The sequence below is a fragment of the Acidisoma sp. 7E03 genome (assembly GCF_054665075.1).
Map to the genome: position 1 here is coordinate 456,532 of NZ_BAAFHE010000001.1, position 19,645 is coordinate 476,176.

The 19,645-nt window shown below is 67.2% G+C and carries 23 protein-coding genes; 6 read left to right on the plus strand and 17 right to left on the minus strand.

Annotated elements, in window-relative coordinates:
* Window positions 1-90 precede the first annotated feature (90 nt).
* The 4 genes from cyoD to cyoA are packed head-to-tail and all read right to left on the minus strand — an operon-like array spanning window position 91 to window position 4,039.
* Window positions 91-471 (minus strand): cytochrome o ubiquinol oxidase subunit IV, encoded by a 381-nt coding sequence (gene cyoD, locus ACYQ6W_RS02160; RefSeq protein ID WP_459673288.1) that lies wholly within the window; start codon window positions 469-471, stop codon window positions 91-93.
* Entirely contained in the window at window positions 471-1,097 is a 627-nt protein-coding gene (gene cyoC / locus ACYQ6W_RS02165) for a cytochrome o ubiquinol oxidase subunit III (RefSeq protein WP_459673289.1), read from the minus strand. The genes cyoD and cyoC overlap by 1 nt, the downstream gene beginning before the upstream one ends.
* Entirely contained in the window at window positions 1,087-3,087 is a 2,001-nt protein-coding gene (gene cyoB / locus ACYQ6W_RS02170) for a cytochrome o ubiquinol oxidase subunit I (protein WP_459673290.1), read from the minus strand. The genes cyoC and cyoB overlap by 11 nt, the downstream gene beginning before the upstream one ends.
* Window positions 3,088-3,112: 25 nt before the next feature.
* On the minus strand, window positions 3,113-4,039 hold the full coding sequence (gene cyoA, locus ACYQ6W_RS02175) for a ubiquinol oxidase subunit II (protein ID WP_459673291.1): 927 nt from the start codon (window positions 4,037-4,039) through the stop codon (window positions 3,113-3,115).
* A gap of 508 nt (window positions 4,040-4,547) precedes the next feature.
* Here cyoA and ACYQ6W_RS02180 point away from each other — a divergent pair.
* Complete coding sequence (locus ACYQ6W_RS02180; protein ID WP_459673292.1) at window positions 4,548-4,964, plus strand: VOC family protein; 417 nt, start codon at window positions 4,548-4,550, stop codon at window positions 4,962-4,964.
* A gap of 19 nt (window positions 4,965-4,983) precedes the next feature.
* The gene (locus ACYQ6W_RS02185) at window positions 4,984-6,087 is read left to right on the plus strand and encodes a potassium channel family protein (protein ID WP_459673294.1); all 1,104 of its coding nucleotides are present in this window, start codon (window positions 4,984-4,986) and stop codon (window positions 6,085-6,087) included.
* Window positions 6,088-6,099: 12 nt separating this feature from the next.
* Here the strand turns inward: ACYQ6W_RS02185 and ACYQ6W_RS02190 are convergent, their stop codons facing one another.
* Complete coding sequence (locus tag ACYQ6W_RS02190) at window positions 6,100-6,876, minus strand: gamma-glutamyl-gamma-aminobutyrate hydrolase family protein (protein ID WP_459673295.1); 777 nt, start codon at window positions 6,874-6,876, stop codon at window positions 6,100-6,102.
* A 215-nt stretch (window positions 6,877-7,091) separates the two neighbouring features.
* On the opposite strand from ACYQ6W_RS02190, the gene ACYQ6W_RS02195 reads away from it, so the two are divergent.
* Window positions 7,092-7,604 carry a DUF2934 domain-containing protein gene (locus ACYQ6W_RS02195; protein ID WP_459673296.1) on the plus strand — a complete coding sequence of 171 codons (513 nt, stop codon included), beginning with the start codon at window positions 7,092-7,094 and terminating at the stop codon, window positions 7,602-7,604.
* Between the two features lie 24 nt (window positions 7,605-7,628).
* Here the strand turns inward: ACYQ6W_RS02195 and ACYQ6W_RS02200 are convergent, their stop codons facing one another.
* From ACYQ6W_RS02200 to rplM, 7 genes are all read right to left on the minus strand, one after another.
* Window positions 7,629-8,708, minus strand: coding sequence for a hypothetical protein (locus ACYQ6W_RS02200; RefSeq protein ID WP_459673297.1), 1,080 nt, complete (start codon window positions 8,706-8,708; stop codon window positions 7,629-7,631).
* An 18-nt stretch (window positions 8,709-8,726) separates the two neighbouring features.
* Window positions 8,727-9,242 carry an adenine phosphoribosyltransferase gene (locus ACYQ6W_RS02205; RefSeq protein ID WP_459673298.1) on the minus strand — a complete coding sequence of 172 codons (516 nt, stop codon included), beginning with the start codon at window positions 9,240-9,242 and terminating at the stop codon, window positions 8,727-8,729.
* A gap of 91 nt (window positions 9,243-9,333) precedes the next feature.
* Window positions 9,334-9,897: a hypothetical protein gene (locus tag ACYQ6W_RS02210; RefSeq protein ID WP_459673299.1), complete on the minus strand. Its 564-nt coding sequence runs from the start codon at window positions 9,895-9,897 to the stop codon at window positions 9,334-9,336.
* A gap of 77 nt (window positions 9,898-9,974) precedes the next feature.
* Complete coding sequence (locus ACYQ6W_RS02215; RefSeq protein ID WP_459673300.1) at window positions 9,975-10,499, minus strand: gamma carbonic anhydrase family protein; 525 nt, start codon at window positions 10,497-10,499, stop codon at window positions 9,975-9,977.
* Window positions 10,496-11,458: an N-acetyl-gamma-glutamyl-phosphate reductase gene (gene argC, locus ACYQ6W_RS02220; RefSeq protein ID WP_459673301.1), complete on the minus strand. Its 963-nt coding sequence runs from the start codon at window positions 11,456-11,458 to the stop codon at window positions 10,496-10,498. The genes ACYQ6W_RS02215 and argC overlap by 4 nt, the downstream gene beginning before the upstream one ends.
* Before the next feature lie 5 nt (window positions 11,459-11,463).
* Window positions 11,464-11,952 (minus strand): 30S ribosomal protein S9, encoded by a 489-nt coding sequence (gene rpsI, locus ACYQ6W_RS02225; RefSeq protein WP_459673302.1) that lies wholly within the window; start codon window positions 11,950-11,952, stop codon window positions 11,464-11,466.
* 2 nt (window positions 11,953-11,954) lie between these two features.
* Complete coding sequence (rplM, locus tag ACYQ6W_RS02230; protein ID WP_459673303.1) at window positions 11,955-12,419, minus strand: 50S ribosomal protein L13; 465 nt, start codon at window positions 12,417-12,419, stop codon at window positions 11,955-11,957.
* A 241-nt stretch (window positions 12,420-12,660) separates the two neighbouring features.
* Between rplM and ACYQ6W_RS02235 the strand changes: the two genes are divergently transcribed.
* Together ACYQ6W_RS02235 and ACYQ6W_RS02240 are read left to right on the plus strand one after the other, a co-directional pair.
* Window positions 12,661-13,110, plus strand: coding sequence for a CoA-binding protein (locus ACYQ6W_RS02235; RefSeq protein WP_459673305.1), 450 nt, complete (start codon window positions 12,661-12,663; stop codon window positions 13,108-13,110).
* A 127-nt stretch (window positions 13,111-13,237) separates the two neighbouring features.
* On the plus strand, window positions 13,238-14,104 hold the full coding sequence (locus ACYQ6W_RS02240) for a DUF2076 domain-containing protein (protein WP_459673306.1): 867 nt from the start codon (window positions 13,238-13,240) through the stop codon (window positions 14,102-14,104).
* A gap of 44 nt (window positions 14,105-14,148) precedes the next feature.
* On the opposite strand, the gene ACYQ6W_RS02245 is transcribed toward ACYQ6W_RS02240, so the two are convergent.
* From ACYQ6W_RS02245 to dapD, 4 genes are read right to left on the minus strand one after another with little or no spacing between them, the layout of a single operon-like run.
* A complete protein-coding gene (locus ACYQ6W_RS02245) occupies window positions 14,149-14,754 on the minus strand; it encodes a hypothetical protein (RefSeq protein WP_459673308.1) in 606 nt (201 codons plus the stop codon).
* Window positions 14,751-15,344: a hypothetical protein gene (locus ACYQ6W_RS02250; RefSeq protein ID WP_459673309.1), complete on the minus strand. Its 594-nt coding sequence runs from the start codon at window positions 15,342-15,344 to the stop codon at window positions 14,751-14,753. The genes ACYQ6W_RS02245 and ACYQ6W_RS02250 overlap by 4 nt, the downstream gene beginning before the upstream one ends.
* Before the next feature lie 11 nt (window positions 15,345-15,355).
* The gene (dapE, locus tag ACYQ6W_RS02255) at window positions 15,356-16,489 is read right to left on the minus strand and encodes a succinyl-diaminopimelate desuccinylase (protein ID WP_459673310.1); all 1,134 of its coding nucleotides are present in this window, start codon (window positions 16,487-16,489) and stop codon (window positions 15,356-15,358) included.
* Window positions 16,486-17,334, minus strand: coding sequence for a 2,3,4,5-tetrahydropyridine-2,6-dicarboxylate N-succinyltransferase (gene dapD / locus ACYQ6W_RS02260; protein WP_459673312.1), 849 nt, complete (start codon window positions 17,332-17,334; stop codon window positions 16,486-16,488). Before dapD ends, dapE begins: the two co-directional genes overlap by 4 nt.
* 205 nt (window positions 17,335-17,539) lie before the next feature.
* Between dapD and ACYQ6W_RS02265 the strand changes: the two genes are divergently transcribed.
* On the plus strand, window positions 17,540-18,757 hold the full coding sequence (locus ACYQ6W_RS02265) for a multidrug effflux MFS transporter (protein WP_459673313.1): 1,218 nt from the start codon (window positions 17,540-17,542) through the stop codon (window positions 18,755-18,757).
* On the opposite strand, the gene hpnK is transcribed toward ACYQ6W_RS02265, so the two are convergent.
* Window positions 18,749-19,597 carry a hopanoid biosynthesis-associated protein HpnK gene (hpnK, locus tag ACYQ6W_RS02270; protein ID WP_459673315.1) on the minus strand — a complete coding sequence of 283 codons (849 nt, stop codon included), beginning with the start codon at window positions 19,595-19,597 and terminating at the stop codon, window positions 18,749-18,751. The genes ACYQ6W_RS02265 and hpnK overlap by 9 nt on opposite strands.
* Window positions 19,598-19,645: the final 48 nt, after the last annotated feature.

The window sequence follows — 19,645 nt, forward strand, 5'->3', positions numbered from 1 at the left end:
GATACATCATTCCGTCACCCGGAGGGCGGCCGCGAAAAAGGGGAAGCGTCGCCGCTTCCCCTTGATCCGTCACCAAGGCTGCGGCAGGCCTCAGGGCTGCTGCTGCAGGCTCGGCATCTGCTGCATCTCCGGCATCATGCGCTCGGTCATGTTGTGGATGATCCACAGCGAACCGACGATGACGATGAAGACCACGAGAACCGCGAAGGCGAAGGCCGTCACGTTCCAGCGCTGCTCCGAAGAGAAGTTGAGGTGCAGGAAGCAGACGAGGTGAACCCCGATCTGCACCACCGCCAGGATGAAGATGGTGGTGACGGTCGCGGAGGGCGACATCACGTGATCCATCACCACCCAGAAGGCCGCCGCCGTCAGGATGACGGAGAGGACGAAGCCCACGGCATAGGAGCCGAAGCTGCCGTGCGAAGCGCCGGCCGCATCGACATGGGCCTGACCCGCATGAATATTGGCCATCAGGTCATGCTCCCCAGCAGATAGACCACGGTGAAGACGCCGATCCAGACGATGTCCAGGAAGTGCCAGAACAGGCTGAGCATGGTCAGCCGGCCCATATAGACCGTGTTCAGCGGCTTCTTCATCACGCCGAGCTGGAACATCAGCGTGCTCATCCACAGCAGACCCGCGGTGACGTGGCAGCCGTGGGTCGCGACGAGGAGGAAGAAGGAGGACAGGAAGGCGCTGCGCTCCGGCCCGTTCCCCTCGGCCACGAGATGGACGAACTCCTTCACCTCGAGCCCAATGAACCCGAGGCCGAAGAGCGCGGTGATCGCAAGCCAGGTCAGCAGGCCCGACTTGTTGTGCTTGTGCGCCGCCAGCATGGCGAAGCCGTAGGTCACCGAGCTGATGAGAAGGCAGGCGGTTTCGAGAATGACGCCGTTCAGCTCGAAGACGTCCTTGCCCGTCGGGCCGCCAGCATAGGAGTGCCCGTTCACCGCGACGCCCGCGAAGGCGGTGGCGAAGAGCACGCAGTCCGTCATCAGGTAGAGCCAGAAGCCGAAGACCTTATTGTCCATCTGCTCCTGGGCGTGGTCGTGGTGATGGTCGTGGCCGCCGTGGGCGACCGCGGCGTCAGTCGGCATGCTGCTTCTCCGTCTCGAGGGAGGCGACCTTCAGGAAATGCGCCTTCTCGATGCGCTTCACTTCTTCGCCAGGCACGTAATAGTCGATGTCATCGTTGCAGGTGCGGATGATCAGCGTCACCACGATGCCGACGGCGCTCAGGATCGCGAGCCACCAGATGTACCAGATCATCGCGAAGCCGAAGACGCCGGCGAACATGGCGATGATGAAGCCGGCGCCGGTGTTCTTGGGCATGTGGATGTCTTCGTAGTGGTCGCGCGCCTGGCGTTCGATCAGGCCGCGCTGCTTCGCATCCCACAGCGGCTCGGCATGGTTGACGACCGGCGTGGTGGCGAAGTTGTAGAAGGGCGGCGGAGACGCGATCGCCCATTCCAGCGTGCGCCCACCCCAGACGTCGCCCGTCACATCCACCAGCTGCTTGCGGTCACGGATGGAGACCACGATCTGCAGAATATTGCAGATGATGCCGCAGAGGATGAGGCAGGCGCCGAAGAAGGCGACCCACATGTAGGGCACCCATTCGGGGTTGTTGTAGTGCTCCATGCGGCGGGTCGCGCCCATGAAGCCCAGGCAGTAGAGCGGCACGAAGGCGAAGTAGAAGCCGACGATCCAGAACCAGAAGGCGCGCGTGCCCCACTTCGCTTCGAGGCGGAAGCCGAACATCTTCGGGAACCAGTAGTTCAGGCCGGCGAAGCAGCCGAAGACCACGCCGCCGATGATCACGTTGTGGAAGTGCGCGATCAGGAACAGGCTGTTGTGGACCACGAAGTCGATGCCCGGCACGGCCATCATCACGCCGGTCATACCGCCGATGGTGAAGGTGACCATGAAGCCGATGGTCCACAGCATGGCGGGCTCATAGCGCACCCGGCCGCCATACATGGTGAAGAGCCAGTTGAAGATCTTCACGCCCGTCGGAATGGCGATGATCATGGTCGAGATGCCGAAGAAGGCATTCACGTCCGCACCCGACCCCATGGTGAAGAAGTGGTGCAGCCAGACGACGAAGGACAGGAAGGTGATCGCGACCGTCGCCCAGACCATCGAGGTATAAGCGAAGAGGCGCTTGCCGCTATAGGTCGAGACGACTTCGGAGAAGACGCCAAAGACCGGCAAGACGAGGATGTAAACCTCCGGATGCCCCCAGGCCCAGATGAGGTTCACATACATCATCTGGTTGCCGCCACCGTCATTGGTGAAGAAGTGGAAGCCGAGGTAGCGGTCCAGCGTCAGCATGCCGATGGTGGCCGTCAGCACCGGGAAGGCGGCCATGATGAGGATGGCGGTGCAGAGGATGGTCCAGACGAAGACCGGCATGCGCATGAAGGTCATGCCCGGCGCCCGCATCTTCACGATGGTGACGAAGAAGTTCACGCCGGTCAGCAGCGTGCCGATACCGGAAATCTGGAGCGACCAGATCCAGTAATCGATGCCGGAGCCCGGGCTATAGGCCAGTTCCGACAGCGGCGGATAGGCGAGCCAGCCGGCCTTGCCGAACTCACCGATCGCGAGCGACAGGTTCACCAGCGCCATGCCGACGAAGGTCAGCCAGAAGCTGATCGAGTTCAGGAACGGGAAGGCCACGTCGCGGGCGCCGATCTGCAGCGGCACGGCCACGTTCATGAAGCCGATGACGAAGGGCATCGCCACGAAGAAGATCATGATGACGCCGTGCGCGGAGAAGATCTGGTCGTAGTGCTCCGGCGGCAGGTAGCCATGGCTCGCGCCGTGGCTGAAGGCGAGCTGCGAGCGCATCATGATGGCGTCGACGAAGCCGCGCAGCAGCATCACCAGCGCCATCAGGATGTACATGATCCCGATCTTCTTGTGGTCGATCGTGGTGATCCACTCTTTCCAGAGGTACATCCACAGGTTGTACCGAGCCACGAAACCGAGCACGATGAGCACGACGATGCCCATGAAGCCCACGGCGCCGAGTTCGATCGGATTGTCGAACGGGATCGCCGCCCAGGTTAGTTTACCGAGCATTTGACTGCACCTTCATGTCTGGCCCTCACATTCCGCTCATGCCGCTGGCGGGACTGGCGGAGGCCTGCTCACCGCCCATCTTCATGCCCTTCATCGGCTTGTCACCGACGAAGGAGGCGATCTGGTCGGCGAAGATATTGCCGTTCACCGAGCCGTAGAACGTCGGAGGCACGTTTTCCGACGGCTTGGAAAGTTGCGCGTAGCTCTGCTTGTCCAGCGTCTGGTTCGACTGGCGGACCTTGGACACCCAGCTGTCGAAACCGGCCTTGTCCAGCGCGATCGCGTTGAAGGTCATGCCGGAGAAGCCGTCGCCGCTGAAGTTAGCAGAAAGTCCGCGGTACGTACCCGGCTGATCTGCCGCCAGATGCACTTCCGTCTGCATGCCACCCATCGCGTAGATCTGCGTCCCGAGGCGCGGGATGAAGAAGGCATTCATCACCGTCCCGGAGGTGATGCGGAAGTCGACCGGCGTGCCCACCGGCATCGCCATCTCATTCACGCTCGCGATGTGCAGATCCGGGTAGATGAAGAGCCACTTCCAGTCGAGCGCGATGACGTCGACCTTGACCGGCTTCTCGTTGTTCTGGGCGACCAGCGGCTTGTAGGGATCGAGCGCATGGGTCGTTTTCCAGGTGAGGATGCCGAGCGCCAGAATGATCAGGCAGGGCACCACCCAGACGATGATTTCGATCGTCGTCGAATGATGGAAATCAGGCCGGTAGATCGCCTTCTTGTTGCCGGCGCGGAAGTGCCAGGCGAAGACGAGCGTCAGCACGATCACCGGCACGACGACCAGCAGCATGAGAAGCACCGCGGTGATGATCAGGCTCTTCTCCGCCTGACCCACCGGGCCCTGAGGGTCCATCAGCGCCCATTTGCAGCCCGATAGAAGGAACAGGGGCAGGAGGAGCAGCGGCTTCGCCCGCGCCGCCCGCCTGAAGAACTCTTTCATCGCGTATCTCTTGCCATTTCAATCATTTTTGAAATCTAGGAACGTATTTCAAAAGCGCGCTCAGGCCGGAAGGTCAAGCAGAGAGCGGGGTGCATCCGCCTGCACACGGCATAGGTGGAATGCATCCAGAGCCCTCATCCGCCGCCCCGCCTCAGGGGCCTGGCGGACATCCCGCATGAACAAAGCTCAATCTCTCGGATAACCCGACGCTAGGTGTCCGTTTGCGCCAAGCCTGTCAACAATCATGATCGCAGCGCGGGCCGCTGCACGGGCGGGCCGTCGCGCCAGCCCCTGCCCTCCGTCGATCCCGCCCGACTCCGGCCGATGCCGGTCTCCTACGCGGGCGCGAGGCAGCAGCCGCGGCCGCCTGCCTGCTCCGCGCCATGCGCTCGCATTCGCGCGAAGTTCGGGTTGTTTTCCTCGCGGTCCCGCCGCTTTTTCCTCCGCCTCGTCCTTCCGGCATGGTACCATTCCCCGCAGCGCGCGCCGGGCGGAAAGGCGAAGGACCATGCAGATACAAACCTATCTTTTCTTCGAAGGCCGCTGCGAGGACGCGCTGGACTTCTACCGCAGGACGCTCGGTGCCACGATCGGCCCCATCACCCGCTTCCGTGACAATCCGGATGACCCGGAGGGTCGCAACTTCCCGCCGGGCGCGGCCGAGATGGTCATGCACGCCTCCTTCACGCTGGGAGAGACGACGATCCTCGCCTCCGACGGGCGCTGCAGCGGCCAGGCGGCCGGGTTCGGCGGCATGTCCCTCACCCTCCATGCGCCGGATGAGGCCGAGGCCGAACGCCTGTTCCGGGCGCTGGCCGCCGAGGGCCAGATCCGGATGCCCTTGCAGAAGACCTTCTTCTCGCCCGCCTTCGGCATGGTGACGGACCCCTTCGGCGTTGGCTGGATGATCCTGGTTCCGGCCTGACGGCGAGACCAGAGCGCCTATGAGCCACCGACTGCCGCAGCCCCCGAAACGGCCGCGCTTCCTGTTGCCAGGCTGGGGCATGCGCCTGCTCGCCTCGCCTCTGCGCAACCTCGTCGTCGGGGGCGCCTTCGTGCTCACCGTCTGCGTGCTCGCGACCTGCGGCTATCTCGCCGCGGGCTGGCACCTGAGCGACGCGCTCTACATGGTGGTGCTGACCATCTACACCGTGGGCTATGACGAGGTGCGGGCGATCAATTCGCCCTTCCTGCGCGCCAATACGATGATGCTGATCATCCTGGGCTGCACGGGCATGATCTTTCTCACCGGCGCCCTCGTCCAGTTCATCACCATCACCCAGTTCCAGCAGCTCTTCGGCACGAGGCGCATGAAGCACGACATCGAAAGCTTGACCGGCCACGTCATCGTCTGCGGCTTCGGCCGCATCGGCTCCATGCTGGCGCAGGAGCTCGCCGCCGGGCAGAGCCCCTTCGTCGTCCTGGAACGCAGCGAGCGGCGCTTTGCCGAGGCGCGCGACGCGGGCTACCTCGCGATCCAGGCGGATGCGACGGAGGAGACGACGCTGCAGCATGCCGGGGTCACCCGCGCCCGGGTCTTGGCGACGGTCCTGCCCGACGATGCCGCCAACGTCTTCATCACGCTCAGCGCCCGCAGCCTCAATCCGCAGCTCGACATCATCGCCCGTGGCGAGGTCGCCTCGACCGAGCGCAAGCTCATCCAGGCCGGGGCCAGCCGCGTGGTGATGCCGACGCATATCGGCGCCGAGCGCATCGCTCAGATGATCCTGTTTCCGGAGCGGGACCGCCTGTTGGAGGATAGCGAGCGCATGCGCGGCTTCCAGCGCCAGTTGCAGACCCTCGGGCTCAAGATCTTCACCCATCCCGTGGCGCCGGACAGCCCGAGCATCGGCCGCAGCATCGGCGCGATCGAGGCGGAGGCGCCCGGCAGCTTCTTCATCGTGGGGCTGGAGCGGAGTGGCGAAAGCCTGACGCACCCGCCGGCAGAGACGGTGCTCGCCGCCCGCGACGGCGTCGTGCTGCTGGTGCGCGACGGCCACTCCCAGTTGGTCGCGCGCCTCTTCGGCGGCGCCTTCAGCACGATCTGAGCCGCGGCGGGCTCAGTCGGCGGCGGTGGCCCGAGTTTGGTCGCCGCGGCGATAGGCCGTCACCGCCTCCGCGAAGGAAAGGAAGATTCGGCGGGAGACCGGATCGGTCTCCATGTCGTATTCCGGATGCCACTGCACCGCCACCGCGAAGCCCGGCGCCTGCGCCACGCGGAAGGCCTCGATCGTGCCATCGGGCGCAAAGCCCTCGGCGATCAGCCCGGGGGCTAGGTGGTCCACGCCCTGGTTGTGCAGGGAGTTAACGGCGATCTCCCGCGCCTGGGCCACGCGATGCAGCCAGCTGCCCGGCACCACGCGCAGGCTATGCGCCTTGCCATGGCGGATGCCGCACAGCGCCTGCATCGGCGTCGAATGGTCGAGCCGCCCCGGCAAGTCCTGCAGCCGCTGATGCAGCGTGCCGCCCAGCGCCACGTTCATCTCCTGAAAGCCGCGGCAAATCCCGAGCAGCGGGATGCCCTGCTGCACCGCCCGTTGGATGAGAGGAATGGTCACCCCATCCCGGCAGCGATCCTCGGGAGTCTCCTCGGGATGCGGCGGTCCTCCATAGCGGGCCGGCTCCACGTTGGAGGGGCTTCCGGTCAGCAGGACCCCGTCCAGCCGCTCCAACAGGCATTCCAGATCGGCGCAGGGCCCATTGGCGGGAATGAGAACCGGCACGGCACCCATGATCTCGCCGACCGCGCGGACATAGGTGTCGGACACCGCGTGGTTCAGCATCGAGAAGCGGCCGAAGGTCTTTTGGCAGCAGGAGATACCGATCAGGGATTTCATTTGCAGCAGAATGAGACAGCCGTGCAGTCTATGGAAGCGATTCTCGCGAATAGCGGCTCAGAAATACAGCCATGGCGTGCAGCCATGCCATAAATCAAGGCGTGCCTCCCCTTCCCCTGCTTGACTGATTGAAGCCCGAGGCGGGCTCTCCATCTGCACATGAGAGCATGGCGGGCAAGGGTTTCGGGCCGGCCCGTTCCAGGATGGAGACAAGAATGAGCAACCCCCTCAAATTCGACCCGGAGCGCGACGAGCGCATCCGCGTCCGCGCCTATCATCTCTGGGAGAATGAGGGGCGACCCCATGGTCGGGCGGCGGAGTTCTGGGAGCGCGCCTCGGAACTGGTCCTGATGGAAGAGAGCGGCAATCCAGGCCAGCTCCCCAACCCCATCGCCGAAGGGCGGGACCCGCGCGCCCCGGAAGGGGTGGAAGAAGCCTTCCTCCAGGAGAATCTCGGGGAATTCCCGGGCCAGATGACCGACCAGGGCGAGGATCAGCAGGTGCCGATGACGCGCCGTCCCGAGGCGGGCGCAGCGCCAGAAGCGCCACCCGCCGCGCCGAAGGGCGGCAAAGCCGCAGCCAAGGCGGCTGCCAAGCCGGCCGCGAAAACCGAGGCGAAGCCGGTCAAAGCCGCGGCGCAGGCGGCGAAAGCCGACGAGAAGGCACCTAAGGCGAAGCCCGCGCCCAAGACCGCCGGGAAAGTCAGCACCAAGCCGTCCAAAGGCTGAGGGGCCGGAGCCCCGCGCGCTCCATCAGGAGGCGCGCCAGCCGAAGCGGTGCAGCAGCGTCGCGCGCAGCGCGGCGATGCCTGCGTTCGTGTCGACCTGCCGCATCAGGGCCGCCGCACAATCACCCGTCTGCAGCCGCACATCCTGCTGCGTCGCGACCGCTGCGAGCGATAGGCTATCGGCGGCAAGCTGCGCGCCCCTCCGCCAGGCGGCGACCGTTTCCGGCCGGACGAGATCCGGCAGGACGGCCGCGAAGCAGGTCGAGGCCGCGACCGTCGCCGCCTCATAGGCATCGCGCCGCGCATCCTCCGGCAGCGGCCGCTGCAGCGCCTCGGCCGCTTCGAGGAAGGTCGGAACGTCCGGTAACAGTGCATCCCGCGTCATCGGCTCACCGCAAGCGGCGGCAGAGGACAGGATGAACAGTGGCGAAGCCCCAGCCGCGGCCACTGCGGCGAGCTGCTCGCGAATCTTGGGTCCTGAGAGCAAGGCGACGTCCATCCGGCCGTGCCGCAGCCCATCCACCAGGCTCTTCGTATCGCCCTGGCCGAAGACCGGAGCCACCGGCACGCCCAGGATGTCGAGCGCGAGCATGGCCGAAAGCTCAGGACCGAACGGATTCATCGCGCCCAGGCGAAGCGCGCGTTTGCGGCTGAGGCTTTCCGCCAGCGGCCGGGTGCCCACCAGCACCAGGCGCGTCGTGCCGACCAGCGCCGGGATCCAATGGCCGGGATCGTATTTGACCCGGCTGTCCCCTTCGAGCCAGGCCAGGAAGGCGGCGCCGGGCGCCACCATCAGCGTGCTGCCGTCGGGGTCCATCCGCGCGCCAAAGGCATTGCACACGGTGACGCCGTCCGGCCCGCCCATGGCGTCGAATTCGGCCGTTACGTCCTTCGGCAGGCCATCCAGGAAATGCGGCGTGAGCAGCTTGGCCCAGCCGGCGATATAGCCATAGGCGGGTCCGCTGCTGAGCACCGTCACGCCATTGGCGAAGACCGCTTCCGCCGCTTGGGCTCGGGACACGCCGCCGATGCCCCATCCTGGCGCAGCCAGGGCAGATCCGGAACGGATCAGAAAGGCGCGGCGGGAAGATCGGGTTGTCGACATGCGGCCGCTCCGCGCGGCCTAGCTCTCGTATTGCAGCAGCGACTGGAACGGCACGTCCAGCAGCTTGCGGCCATCGAGGAAGGTGAGTTCGATCAGCGTCACGGCGGCCGGCACCTCGGCCTTGAGCTCGCGCAGCAACCGGATACCGGCCGACAGCGTGCCCCCGGTCGCGAGAAGATCGTCCACCACCACCACGCGGGCGCCGGGCGGCACCGCATCGGCCTGAACCTCGATCCGGTCGGAGCGGTATTCCAGCGTATAATCGAGACCCACGACCTCGCCGGGCAGCTTCCCGGGCTTGCGCAGCATCAGGAAGCCGCAGCCGAGCTTGAGGGCGAGCGGCGCGGCGAAGAGGAAGCCGCGGCTCTCGAGCCCCGCCAGGTAATCCGGCTTATACTCGGCGATGAGATCGGCCATCCGCGTCATCGCCACCTGCCAGGCTTCGGCATGCCGCAGAAGGGTGGAGATGTCGTAGAAGAGGATGCCCGGCTTGGGGAAATCCGGGATGGAGCGGATGTGATCTTTGAGGTTCATGCGCGCTGTATAGCCGAGCCTTCCCAAGGGGCAAAGCGTCGGCTGCGCAATGCCGCGCCCGCCCATGCACGGGCGGACGCGGCAGGACCGCTCATCCGGGGAAATTCATGTCGAAGGTATAGCCCGCGGCATGGGTCGTGGCGTTGTTGACGGCCGGCATGTAGGGAAGATTGGCCAGCCGCTGCGCGGTTGCCTGCGGGCCGAGCGTGAAGAAGGGCTGGGATAAGATGCTTTGCACCTGCGCCTGGTTCTGCGCGCGATAGGCGGCGGCAAGGCCGACCATGGCGTCCACCACCTGCTGGGAGGGTACGTCCTCGCCGATACCGAGCTGGGCACGAACTTCGTTGCGGGCGGAGAGCATGTTCATGCGGAAGATCGCCGGCATCTGCACCCAGCGCGGCGAGGTGTTCAGCTGGCCGCCCATATAGTCGAGGGCCGCAATGGTCTCGGCCGCAAGGGCGGGGTTGCCCACCATTTCCCGCCAGTGGGAGAAGCCATAGGCCGCGACGTTCAGCGCGCGTACGTCGACGTCGCCATTGGTCTGCAGCGCAGACGGTTGCAGCACGGCGGTGCTGGGCAGCCGGTACGCGCTCTGAGCACAGGCGCCGAGCGCCAGGGCCGCAGTGAAGCTGGTCATCAGAATGAAGCGGTTCACGGGATCACGCCTTCTGTTCGAGTGACAACAGCGTTACGCGCAGATCCTGGCTCCGGATGCATGCGAAACCAATTTCTTCAACCGCGATGCCGCGCCGAGAGCTCGATATAGTGCGCAGTTGTCGCAGAAAAACGTCCCTGCTCTTCGTCCCCGATCACACGGACGAAACGCGCGGGCGACCCGGCCCAGAGTTCCCGGCGGCCGAGCCGCTTGCCCGGGGTGAGCAAGGCGCCAGCCGCCAGCACGCCGCCCTCCTCCACCACCGCACCATCCAGGATCGTTGCGCCCATGCCGATGAAGGCGCCGTTCTCTACCGTGCAGGCGTGGATGATGGCGCCGTGCCCCACCGTCACGTCGTCCCCCAGGATGCAGGGAAAGGTCTCGCGATTGACATGCAGAATCGACCCGTCCTGCACGTTGGTACGCGCGCCGATGCGAATGAAGTTGGTATCGCCGCGCAGCACGCAGTGAAACCAGACGGAGGACTGCGCACCGATGGTGACGTCGCCGATAATGGCGGCGGTCGGCGCGATCCAGGCCGAGGAGTCGATTACGGGGCGCTTGCCCTCGAAATCGAGGATCGTCGGCCCCGCTCCGCTCATGCTGGCAAGCCGAGCATGAGCTTGAGGTTCTGCACCGCAGCCCCGGAGGCGCCTTTGCCGAGATTGTCGAGCCGAGCGACGAGCAGGGCCTGGCCGTGCTCCTCCTGCCCGAAGACGTGCAGGGACATGGCATTGGTGCCGTTCAGCCCCTCCGGTTCCAGCCGGGCCAGCGGCTCGGCGGAGACGGTGATCTCTGCGGCATCGGCATAATGCGCGGTCAGCGCCGCCGTCAGGTCGCGGAGCGTGGGCCGGCCCGGAAGGCGCGCGAGGTGCAGCGGCAGCGAAACCAGCATGCCGCGGGCGAAATGACCGACGGAGGGCACGAAGAGCGGCCGGCAGGTCAGACCCGACTGCGTCTGGATTTCCGGCACATGCTTGTGCTCCAGCCCCAGGGCATAGAGTTCGAAGGGCGGGCCGCCAGCGGCTTCATGCGCCTCGATCATCTGGCGGCCGCCGCCGGAATAGCCGCTGACTGCATTGATGGTGAGCGGGAAATCGGCCGGGATCAGCCCGGCATCGACCAGCGGGCGAAGCAGTGCGATGGCGCCGGTGGCATAGCAGCCGGGATTGGAGACGCGCGGCGCACGGCGAATCGCGTCCGCTCGGCCGGGCGCGAGTTCAGGAAAGCCGTAGGTCCAGCCCGGCGCCGTCCGAAAGGCGCTGCTGGCGTCGAGCAGTCGGGGCGCGGCATCGCCAAGCTCGGCGGCGAGCGCCGCCGCCTCGCGCGACGCGGCATCGGGCAGGCAGAGGATGACGAGATCGGCGTCCCGCATCAGCGCTTGGCGGGCAGCCGGATCCTTCCGGTCGTCGGGCGCGATGCTGAGCAGCGAGACGCCCGCGAAATCCGCGAGCCGCTCGCGAATGAGGAGGCCGGTGGTGCCGGCCTCCCCATCGATGAAGATCGTCGGCACCGTTCCCCCCTTGATGGTGACCATCTCGGCGAGGGTGGATGCCGACATGGTCGTCAACGCTTGCTGAACTGGAAGCTGCGGCGGGCCTTGGCCTTGCCGTACTTCTTACGTTCAACCGTGCGGCTGTCACGGGTCAAGAAGCCCGCGACCTTCAGGATGCCACGCAGTTCCGGCTCGTAATAGGTCAGCGCGCGGCTGATGCCGTGGCGCACCGCGCCCGCCTGGCCAGACAGGCCGCCGCCCGTCACGGTGCAGACGACGTCGAACTGGTTGTAGCGATCGGCCACCAGGAAGGGCTGGGTGATCAGCATGCGCAGCACCGGGCGCGCAAAATACTGGGCCGCCTTCTTGCCGTTGATCGAAATCTCGCCCTTGCCGGGCTTGATCCACACGCGGGCGACCGCGTCCTTACGACGGCCGGTCGCATAGGAACGGCCGAAGGCATCGCGCTTCGGCTCGGCGCGAACCGGGGCCGCATCGGCGCTGGTCGCGATCGGCGCCGTCGCGAGATCGGCGAGGGTGCGGGTCTGGGTCTCGGACATGATCAGGCCCTCCGATTCTTGGCGTTGAGCGCGCCGACATCAAGCACCGTCGGCTGCTGGCCGTCATGCGGATGGGTCTCATCGGCGTACACGTAGAGGTGGCGCATCTGCTGGCGCTGCAGCGGGCCGCGCGTGATCATGCGCTCGACCGCCTTCTGGATCACCCGCTCCGGGTGATTGGAAGCGAGGCGCTGGCCGACGGTGCGGCCCTTGATGCCACCCGGATAGCCGGTGTGGTAGTAGAAGACCGACTGTTCGGCCTTCTTGCCCGTCACCCGCACCTTGCGAGCGTTGACGACGATGACGTTGTCACCACAGTCGACATGCGGGGTGAACTGGGGCTTGTGCTTGCCGCGCAGACGGTTGGCGATCACGACCGCAAGGCGGCCCAACACCAGCCCTTCCGCGTCGATGAGCACCCAGTTCTTCTGAGCCTCGGCGGGCTTCAGCGAGAGGGTTGTCTTCATCCTGGTCACTCAGTTCCTTTCAGAGTGCGCGGCTTATGAAGGCTCGGCCTGTCACGGTCAAGCTTTGGGGTATGTGGTAAGGGGATACCACATGCGCGAAAGGGCCCAAGAGCCTTGGCTCCGTCGCCTCCGTGCTGCCGCAAAACTGCCCGTTTGCGGTGGCCTGCTCGGCCCCAAGGAGAGGCATCTTCGCGCCCCTCCCCTTGTTCAGACGGCTCCTCTTGCGCATGTGCGAGGTATCATGACCCTGCAGTCTTCGACGCCCGATCCTCTTGCCATCAGCGACGAGACCATCCGGTCCGTCCTCACCGGCTATCGGCGCATCGCCCTCGTCGGCGCCTCCGCCAAGCCGGAACGCCCCTCGCACGGCGTCATGGGCTTCCTGCTCCGCCACGGCTTCGCGGTGACGCCGATCAATCCCGGCTTGGCCGGGCAGACGATCCACGGCCAGATTGTGGTGGGCTCGCTCGCCGAAGCCGGGCCGCTCGAGATCGTCGACATCTTCCGCGCCTCCGATCAGGTCGGGCCGGTGGTGGATGACGCGATCGCCCTCGGCGCCCAGGTCATCTGGATGCAGCTCGGCGTCGTCAACCGCGAGGCTGCGGCGCGGGCGAAGGCCGCGGGGCTGACGGTGATCATGGACCGCTGCCCGGCGATCGAATGGCCCCGCCTCGGGCTCACGCGTGCCTGAACGGCAGGGGCCGCCTACGTGGTTAACCCCCACCTCTCTTTTCGGTAAGGTGACGAGCGCGCGATAGACAAGGGCGCCCGCCAGCGCCAGATCTTTAGGCCAGTCTCATCCCGAACAGGACATAGTCATGAGCCCCGAGGAACGCGACATCATCTCCCGCTTCGTGCAGAGGGTCGCCGGAGGGCCCGCTACGGGCTCGGTGCCCGCGACCACGGCCCAGCCGCTGCCTCCCGTGGACTACGAGGCGGACCAGCATCTGAGCACGCTGTTCCAGCAGTATCCTGAGGCGCGCTACCGCATGACGCAGTTCGCCTTCGGCCAGGAGCAGGCACTGCAAGGCGCCGCCCAGCAGATCCAGGCGCTGCAGCAGGAGAACGCGGCGCTGCGCGAGCAGCTTCAGGCCGGCGCCCAGGGTCAGCCGGGCCAGGGCCAGCAAGGCGGGTTCTTCAGCCGGCTCTTCGGCGGCAACCAGCAAAATCAGGGTGGTTACGGCCGCCCGCCCTACGGCCAGGCGCCCTATGGCCAGTCCCCCTATGCGCAGCCCTATGGCCAGCCGGGCTATGCCCAGCAGCAGCCCGGCTTCGGTGCGGCCCCTCCCGGCTATGCCCCGGGTTACGGCTATGGGCCGCAGGGCATGGCGATGCGCGGCGGCAGCGGTTTCCTCGGCTCCGCGCTCACCACGGCGGCCGGCGTCGCCGGTGGCATGCTCGCCTTCAATGCGATCGAGGGGCTGTTCAGCAACCGCGGCGCCGAACAGATCGCGGCCGGCAGCTATGGCGCGGACCAGATGGCCGGCGGCTTCGACCAGAGCGGGTGGGCGACGGTGCCGGATGCCGGCGCTGGTGATGCCTCCGGCTGGGGCGCCGGCGCTGCCGACAACAGCGGCTGGCAGACCATGCCCGACCAGAGCACGGATAGCGGCTGGCAGGATGACGGCGGCATGGATACCGGCGGCGGCTGGGACAGCGGCGGCGGCAACGACGACTGGGTCTGACCGACCGGCCAGGGGCGGCACCGCAGGGTGCCGCCCTTTCTCGTTCAGAGGCTGAGGGACGAGGCGGGCAGCAGGGTGATGAGGGAGACCAGGGCGCCAAATCCCACATCCGCCGCCACCACCATCGCGGCGGCCACCGGGGTCACCTGCAGCGTCAGGCGCGCGACCGTCCATTCCAGCCAGAGCGCCCAGCAATAGCCGACCAGAACCACCACCTGCCCCAGCATCAGCGGAACGTGCAGCACCAGCGGCAGCGAGGTCGCGAGCAACAGCAGGTATTGTGCGAGGTTGCACCAGTTCCAGGCCATGATGAAGCGCAGCCAGCGGGTCTCCGCCCCCAGGCTGCGCAGCAGCGGCACGGCGAGCAGCGCGAAGCCGGCCCAGGAAATGGGGAAGGTCAGGCAGTCCAGCGCCAGGGCATGTGCGCCCTCCCGCGGCGCAGTGCCGGAGAGCCAGTCGAGATAGTGAAAGACGAGGAAGAGCGGAAAGGCGAAGAGGGCGGCAACGAAGCTGCGCCGGGTCGCATCGCGCTCGCCGGTGAAGGCGCGGGCGCCGTCCTCGTAGCCGAAGGCGAGAAGCGCGATGCCCCGCGCACTGCCGAGAATTTCGCGGCCGAAACTCCTGCAGGCGGAGGCGAATCCGCCGCTCATCCCGCCGTCGCCGTGGTGGTGGAAGGGTGCGTGAGCATTTGCGCGACCTGCGGGCCGCCGACCAGTGCCAGGGTCCCGAGATTGACGAGCAGGATGAAGAGGAGCGCTCGCCCGCGCCCGAAGCCCAAGGCATGGCGCGCCAGGAACCAGTGCAGCCAGAAGGCATAGGCCAGCAGAACGCTGCCCAGCAGGATGATCGCGGCCTTCAGCGGCAGCCCGGCCTGCACCAGCGCCCCCGCCACCAGCACAAGGATGGCGCCCAGCACCGGCAGCACCCACTGGCACCAGTTGAAGGCGGTGGCGAAGCGGTACCAGCCGGCGACGTGGCCATAGCGGGTCGCAAGCGCGTGGGACAGGACCGGCGGCGCGAGGATCGCGACGAGAGAGGCGAGGAAGTCCGTCGCCCCATCCACCAGACGCCCTTGGGATGCCATCAGCCCGCAGCCGACCAAAGGAAAGGCGACCATCGGCGCCAGGCTCGACAGGAAGGCATCCGGACCGCTGCCGATCTCTGCGAGACCCGCCGCCTTGCCCCGGCACAGCAGCAGGACACCGCGCAGGATATTGGTGCGGCCGGGCCGCGCATTCATGGCAGGCCTCATCATCCGGGAAACTCGGCAAGAATGGCGGCATAGGCGGCGGCGAGTTGCCGCAGGTCGGCGACCGTCGTGTGCTCGTCCACCTTGTGCATGCTCTGCCCCACCAGCCCGAATTCGGCAACCGGGCAAAGATGGGTAATGAAGCGCGCGTCGGAGGTGCCGCCCCCGGTCTCGAGCTTGGGCTCGGTGCGGAAGATGCGGGCAATGGCGGCCTGAAGGCCTTGGACGCGGGGTCCGAGCTCGGTCAGGAAGCTATCGCCCGAGGCCTGGAAGCTGATCTTGGCACCCGGCGCGTGGCGCGCCGCCTCCGCCTCGATCCAGTCTTGCAGACTGCCGGCGGTGTGACCGTCATTGTAGCGAATGTTGAGCTTCGCGGTCGCACGCGGCGGAATGACGTTGGTCGCCGGGTTGCCGACGTCGACGCTCGTCACCTGCAGCGAGGAGGGCTCGAACCAGCGGTTCCCCTCGTCCAGCCGGTGCAAAACCAGGGCGTTCAGCAAAGCGATCAGCTTGTGCACCGGATTGTCGGCGAGATGCGGATAGGCGGCATGGCCTTGCACGCCCGGCACGCTGATGAAGGCGGAGAGGCTCCCGCGCCGGCCGATCTTGATCGTCTCGCCGAGGACGCGCGGGTTGGTCGGCTCGCCCACCAGGCAGAAATCCGGCACCTCGCCATGGTCGCGCATCCAGTCGACGACGCGCACCGTGCCATCCGTTGCCGCCCCCTCCTCGTCCCCGGTGATGAGGAGCGAGACGGAACCAGGCAGCCGGCCCGCCTCCTTGCCCTGGGCGACGGCCGCGACGAAGGCCGCGATCGCCGCTTTCATGTCGCAGGCCCCGCGTCCGTAGAGGATACCATCCTCCACCACGCCGCCGAAGGGATCGTGCCGCCAGCCGTCCCCCGGGGGCACGACGTCGGTATGCCCCGCGAAGCAGAAATGCGGGCTGCCGGTGCCGAGACGGGCGTAGAGGTTCGGCGTATCGCCGAAGGTCAGGCGATGAAGGGTGAAACCGAGCGACTCCAGGGCTTCGCCCAGCACGTCCATGGCCCCGCCATCCGCCGGCGTCACGCTGGCGCAGCGCAACAGCGCCTGGGCCAGCGGCAGCGGATCGGTCAGGGCGGCTGCGGTGCTCACGCGCGCAGCAATTCGTTGACGGAGGTCTTCTCCCGCGTGCGCTGGTCCACGCGCTTGACGATGACGGCGCAGGCGAGCGAGGGGCCCGGCGTGCCGTCAGGCAGCGGCTTGCCCGGCAGCGTGCCCGGCACAACGACGGAATAGGCCGGCACGCGGCCCTGGAAGATCTCGCCGGTCGCGCGGTCGATCACCTTGGTGGAGGCACCGAGGAAGACGCCCATGGAGACGACGGAGCCGCGCTCCACCACGAAGCCTTCGGCGACTTCCGACCGCGCGCCGATGAAGCAATCATCCTCGATGATCACCGGGCCGGCCTGCAGCGGCTCCAGCACGCCGCCCAGGCCCACGCCGCCGGAGATGTGGCAGTTCTTTCCCACCTGGGCGCAGGAGCCGACGGTGGACCAGGTGTCGATCATCGTGCCCTCGCCGACATAGGCGCCGACGTTCACGAAAGAGGGCATCAGCACGACGTTGCGGGCGATGAAGGCGGAGCGACGGACGACCGCGCCCGGCACGGCGCGGAAGCCGGCCTCGGCGAAGCGGTTCTCGCCCCAGCCCTCGAACTTCATCGGCACCTTGTCATAGACGGGCGCGCCGCCCGCACCCGGCATGGGCACGCTGTCCTGCAGACGGAAGGACAGCAGCACCGCCTTCTTCAGCCACTGATTGACCTGCCAGCCACTCTCCTTCGACTCGGCGACGCGTGCCTCCCCCGATTCGAGCAGAGCGAGCGCGGCCTCGACGGCATCCCGCTCGGCGCCCATGGTTTTGGAGGAGATCTCGGTGCGGCGCTCCCACAGGGCATCGATCGTCTGGGCCAAGTCGGCGGCGGCGGCACGCGTCATGTCAGTCTCCCTACGGCAAGCCGGGGACGTTTAAGCCGCCCGCCGCGTCTGTCAACGCGGCGCCTGAGGAAGCGCCGGGGCGGGATGGCGGCAAGGCCGTCCCGTTTCGCTAACCCATTGTTTGCGAGGGGGAAGGAGCCCTCGTGTCATGGACAGGCGGGGCCGCCCTCGGTCATAGAGCATCCTCCGTGATCGTCAGGCCGCCATGCGCATCCCTCCGCACTCCGCCGCTTTCGTCATCCTGCTCGGCGCCATGTCCGCGATGCCGCCGCTCGCGACCGACATGGCCTTGCCGGCGCTCGGGCACATGGCCGAAACCCTGCGGACGACGCCGGGTATGAGCGGGCTGACGGTCAGCCTCTTCATGGCCGGCTTCGCGGTGACGCCGCTGCTCTACGGCCCCCTCTCCGACCGCTACGGCCGCAAGCCGGTGCTCGTCGTCGGCCTCGCGCTCTTCTGCCTCGCCTCCCTCCTCTGCGCCGTCTCGCCCACCATCGGCGTGCTTCTGCTGGGCCGCCTGCTGGAAGGCGCAGGCGCGGGCGCAGGCATCACCATCGCGCTCGCCATCGTGCGCGATCTGTTTTCCGGCGCGGCCGCGCGCACCCGCCTTTCCCTGGTGACGATGGTGCTCAACATGGCCCCGGTCATCGCGCCGACCCTCGGTGCCCTCATCCTGGCGGTCACGGGCTGGCGCATGATCTTCACTGCTCTGGCAGTGATCGCCTTCCTTGTCGTGCTCACCAGCGTCTTCGGCTACGCCGAATCACGGCGGAGCGACGCCCCCATGCCGAAGGGCGGGGTCCTCGCCGGCTACCGGCGGCTGCTGCGCAACCGCGGCTCGGTCGGCCATTGCCTGATCTTCGGCTTCGGCTTCGGCAGTGCCTTCGCCTATATCTCGGGCTCCTCGCTGGTCTTGATCGGCCTCTACCATCTCAGCCCAACCGCCTACGGCCTGCTCTTTGCCGGCACCGCGCTCGGCATCGTCGGCGGCGCCGCAATCAACGGCTGGGTGAGTGCCCGCGGCGCGCATCACCTGCCGCTGATGCCGGCCAGCCTCATCTGCATGATCGCGGCAGCCGTCCTCCTCACCCTCCTCACCGTCTCCGGCCCGGTGCCGCTGCCGCTGCCGCTGCTCATGGGGCTCTTCTTCCTGGTGACCTTCTGCTTCGGCATCGTCGCCCCCAATGCGAGCCACGGTGCGCTCGACCCTGTGCCCGAGATCGCGGGTGTCGCCGGCGGCGTGCTCGCCTCCTTCCAGATGGTCTGCGCGACGATCTCGAGCGCGCTGGTTTCGCTGCTTTTTTCTGCCTGGGGGCTGGCGGCGGTCGCGGCCGTCATGCTGCTCTTCGCCCTCGCGGCCGGCGCGGCCTTCCTGATCCTGCCAGGCCGCAGCCGCTTGCAGCGCGCCTCGGCCTCAGCCTGACGCGGCGCCGTAGGTCGTCAGACCCACGCCGGCCGCCTGCAGGGCGGCACGCACCTCCGGGCTGACGAGGGCCGCAAGCTCCGCCTCGTGCTCATAATCGGGCATGAAGCGGTCGAGCAGCGCATCCCGGCCGGCGGCCGGATGGAAATAGATTTCCGACAGACCCGCCGGCAGGCGGGGAATAAGGCGCCGCAGCTTCTCTTCCGTCATCTGGCCGCTCCAGGCGAGGCCGAAGGCATGATCGTTGGCGAGGAGCCCGGCACGGCGCGCCCGGAGGCGGAGCTGCCGGGTCCAGGCGAGGAGGGCGCGCGCGCCCAGCCCCTGCGGCACGCCAAGCGCGGTCATGACGCCGGCGGGTTCGGCCGGAATGCGCATCGCCTGCAGGCCATGCACCCTGCCCTCCGCCACCATGCGGGCCGCAACGAAGGGATGCATGTGCATATGTTTATGTGCGTTCGCATGGTCGAGGGGCAGACCCGTCGCCGCGAAGGCCCGGAACTGCGCCGCGATCTCACGGGTGAGCGCGGCCCGGGTGCGGCGGCTGAAGGCATAGCGGAGGCCGAGGCCCAGCGGGTCCGATGGGATGCGGCCTTCGCCGTCCAGCAGCGCCGCGATCTCGGCGGGCGGCAGCATCGCCGGCCCTTCGATCGCGACGAGATGCAGCCCGACCTTCAGATCGGGCATCCCTCGTGCACGGCGCACCGCATCCTCGGCCGCGTCTCCCGCCACCATCAGGCTGGCGGTGGAGAGCAGCCCCTCGCGGTGGGCTCGTTCGATCCCTTCGTTGACGGCGAGCGAGAGGCCGAAATCATCGGCGGAAATGATGGCGCGGCGGTTCATGCTCGTCACCCGCGGGCTTGTCCCGCGGGTCTACCCGGCAGGGCGCCC

What these genes read in the sequence shown, in the direction of transcription:
- cyoD (WP_459673288.1), bottom strand. Translation starts at nt 471, where the DNA reads ATGGCCAATATTCATGCGGGTCAGGCCCATGTCGATGCGGCCGGCGCT.
- cyoC (WP_459673289.1), bottom strand. Translation starts at nt 1,097, where the DNA reads ATGCCGACTGACGCCGCGGTCGCCCACGGCGGCCACGACCATCACCAC.
- cyoB (WP_459673290.1), bottom strand. Translation starts at nt 3,087, where the DNA reads ATGCTCGGTAAACTAACCTGGGCGGCGATCCCGTTCGACAATCCGATC.
- cyoA (WP_459673291.1), bottom strand. Translation starts at nt 4,039, where the DNA reads ATGAAAGAGTTCTTCAGGCGGGCGGCGCGGGCGAAGCCGCTGCTCCTC.
- ACYQ6W_RS02180 (WP_459673292.1), top strand. Translation starts at nt 4,548, where the DNA reads ATGCAGATACAAACCTATCTTTTCTTCGAAGGCCGCTGCGAGGACGCG.
- ACYQ6W_RS02185 (WP_459673294.1), top strand. Translation starts at nt 4,984, where the DNA reads ATGAGCCACCGACTGCCGCAGCCCCCGAAACGGCCGCGCTTCCTGTTG.
- ACYQ6W_RS02190 (WP_459673295.1), bottom strand. Translation starts at nt 6,876, where the DNA reads ATGAAATCCCTGATCGGTATCTCCTGCTGCCAAAAGACCTTCGGCCGC.
- ACYQ6W_RS02195 (WP_459673296.1), top strand. Translation starts at nt 7,092, where the DNA reads ATGAGCAACCCCCTCAAATTCGACCCGGAGCGCGACGAGCGCATCCGC.
- ACYQ6W_RS02200 (WP_459673297.1), bottom strand. Translation starts at nt 8,708, where the DNA reads ATGTCGACAACCCGATCTTCCCGCCGCGCCTTTCTGATCCGTTCCGGA.
- ACYQ6W_RS02205 (WP_459673298.1), bottom strand. Translation starts at nt 9,242, where the DNA reads ATGAACCTCAAAGATCACATCCGCTCCATCCCGGATTTCCCCAAGCCG.
- ACYQ6W_RS02215 (WP_459673300.1), bottom strand. Translation starts at nt 10,499, where the DNA reads ATGAGCGGAGCGGGGCCGACGATCCTCGATTTCGAGGGCAAGCGCCCC.
- argC (WP_459673301.1), bottom strand. Translation starts at nt 11,458, where the DNA reads ATGTCGGCATCCACCCTCGCCGAGATGGTCACCATCAAGGGGGGAACG.
- rpsI (WP_459673302.1), bottom strand. Translation starts at nt 11,952, where the DNA reads ATGTCCGAGACCCAGACCCGCACCCTCGCCGATCTCGCGACGGCGCCG.
- rplM (WP_459673303.1), bottom strand. Translation starts at nt 12,419, where the DNA reads ATGAAGACAACCCTCTCGCTGAAGCCCGCCGAGGCTCAGAAGAACTGG.
- ACYQ6W_RS02235 (WP_459673305.1), top strand. Translation starts at nt 12,661, where the DNA reads ATGACCCTGCAGTCTTCGACGCCCGATCCTCTTGCCATCAGCGACGAG.
- ACYQ6W_RS02240 (WP_459673306.1), top strand. Translation starts at nt 13,238, where the DNA reads ATGAGCCCCGAGGAACGCGACATCATCTCCCGCTTCGTGCAGAGGGTC.
- ACYQ6W_RS02245 (WP_459673308.1), bottom strand. Translation starts at nt 14,754, where the DNA reads ATGAGCGGCGGATTCGCCTCCGCCTGCAGGAGTTTCGGCCGCGAAATT.
- ACYQ6W_RS02250 (WP_459673309.1), bottom strand. Translation starts at nt 15,344, where the DNA reads ATGAATGCGCGGCCCGGCCGCACCAATATCCTGCGCGGTGTCCTGCTG.
- dapD (WP_459673312.1), bottom strand. Translation starts at nt 17,334, where the DNA reads ATGACGCGTGCCGCCGCCGCCGACTTGGCCCAGACGATCGATGCCCTG.
- ACYQ6W_RS02265 (WP_459673313.1), top strand. Translation starts at nt 17,540, where the DNA reads ATGCGCATCCCTCCGCACTCCGCCGCTTTCGTCATCCTGCTCGGCGCC.
- hpnK (WP_459673315.1), bottom strand. Translation starts at nt 19,597, where the DNA reads ATGAACCGCCGCGCCATCATTTCCGCCGATGATTTCGGCCTCTCGCTC.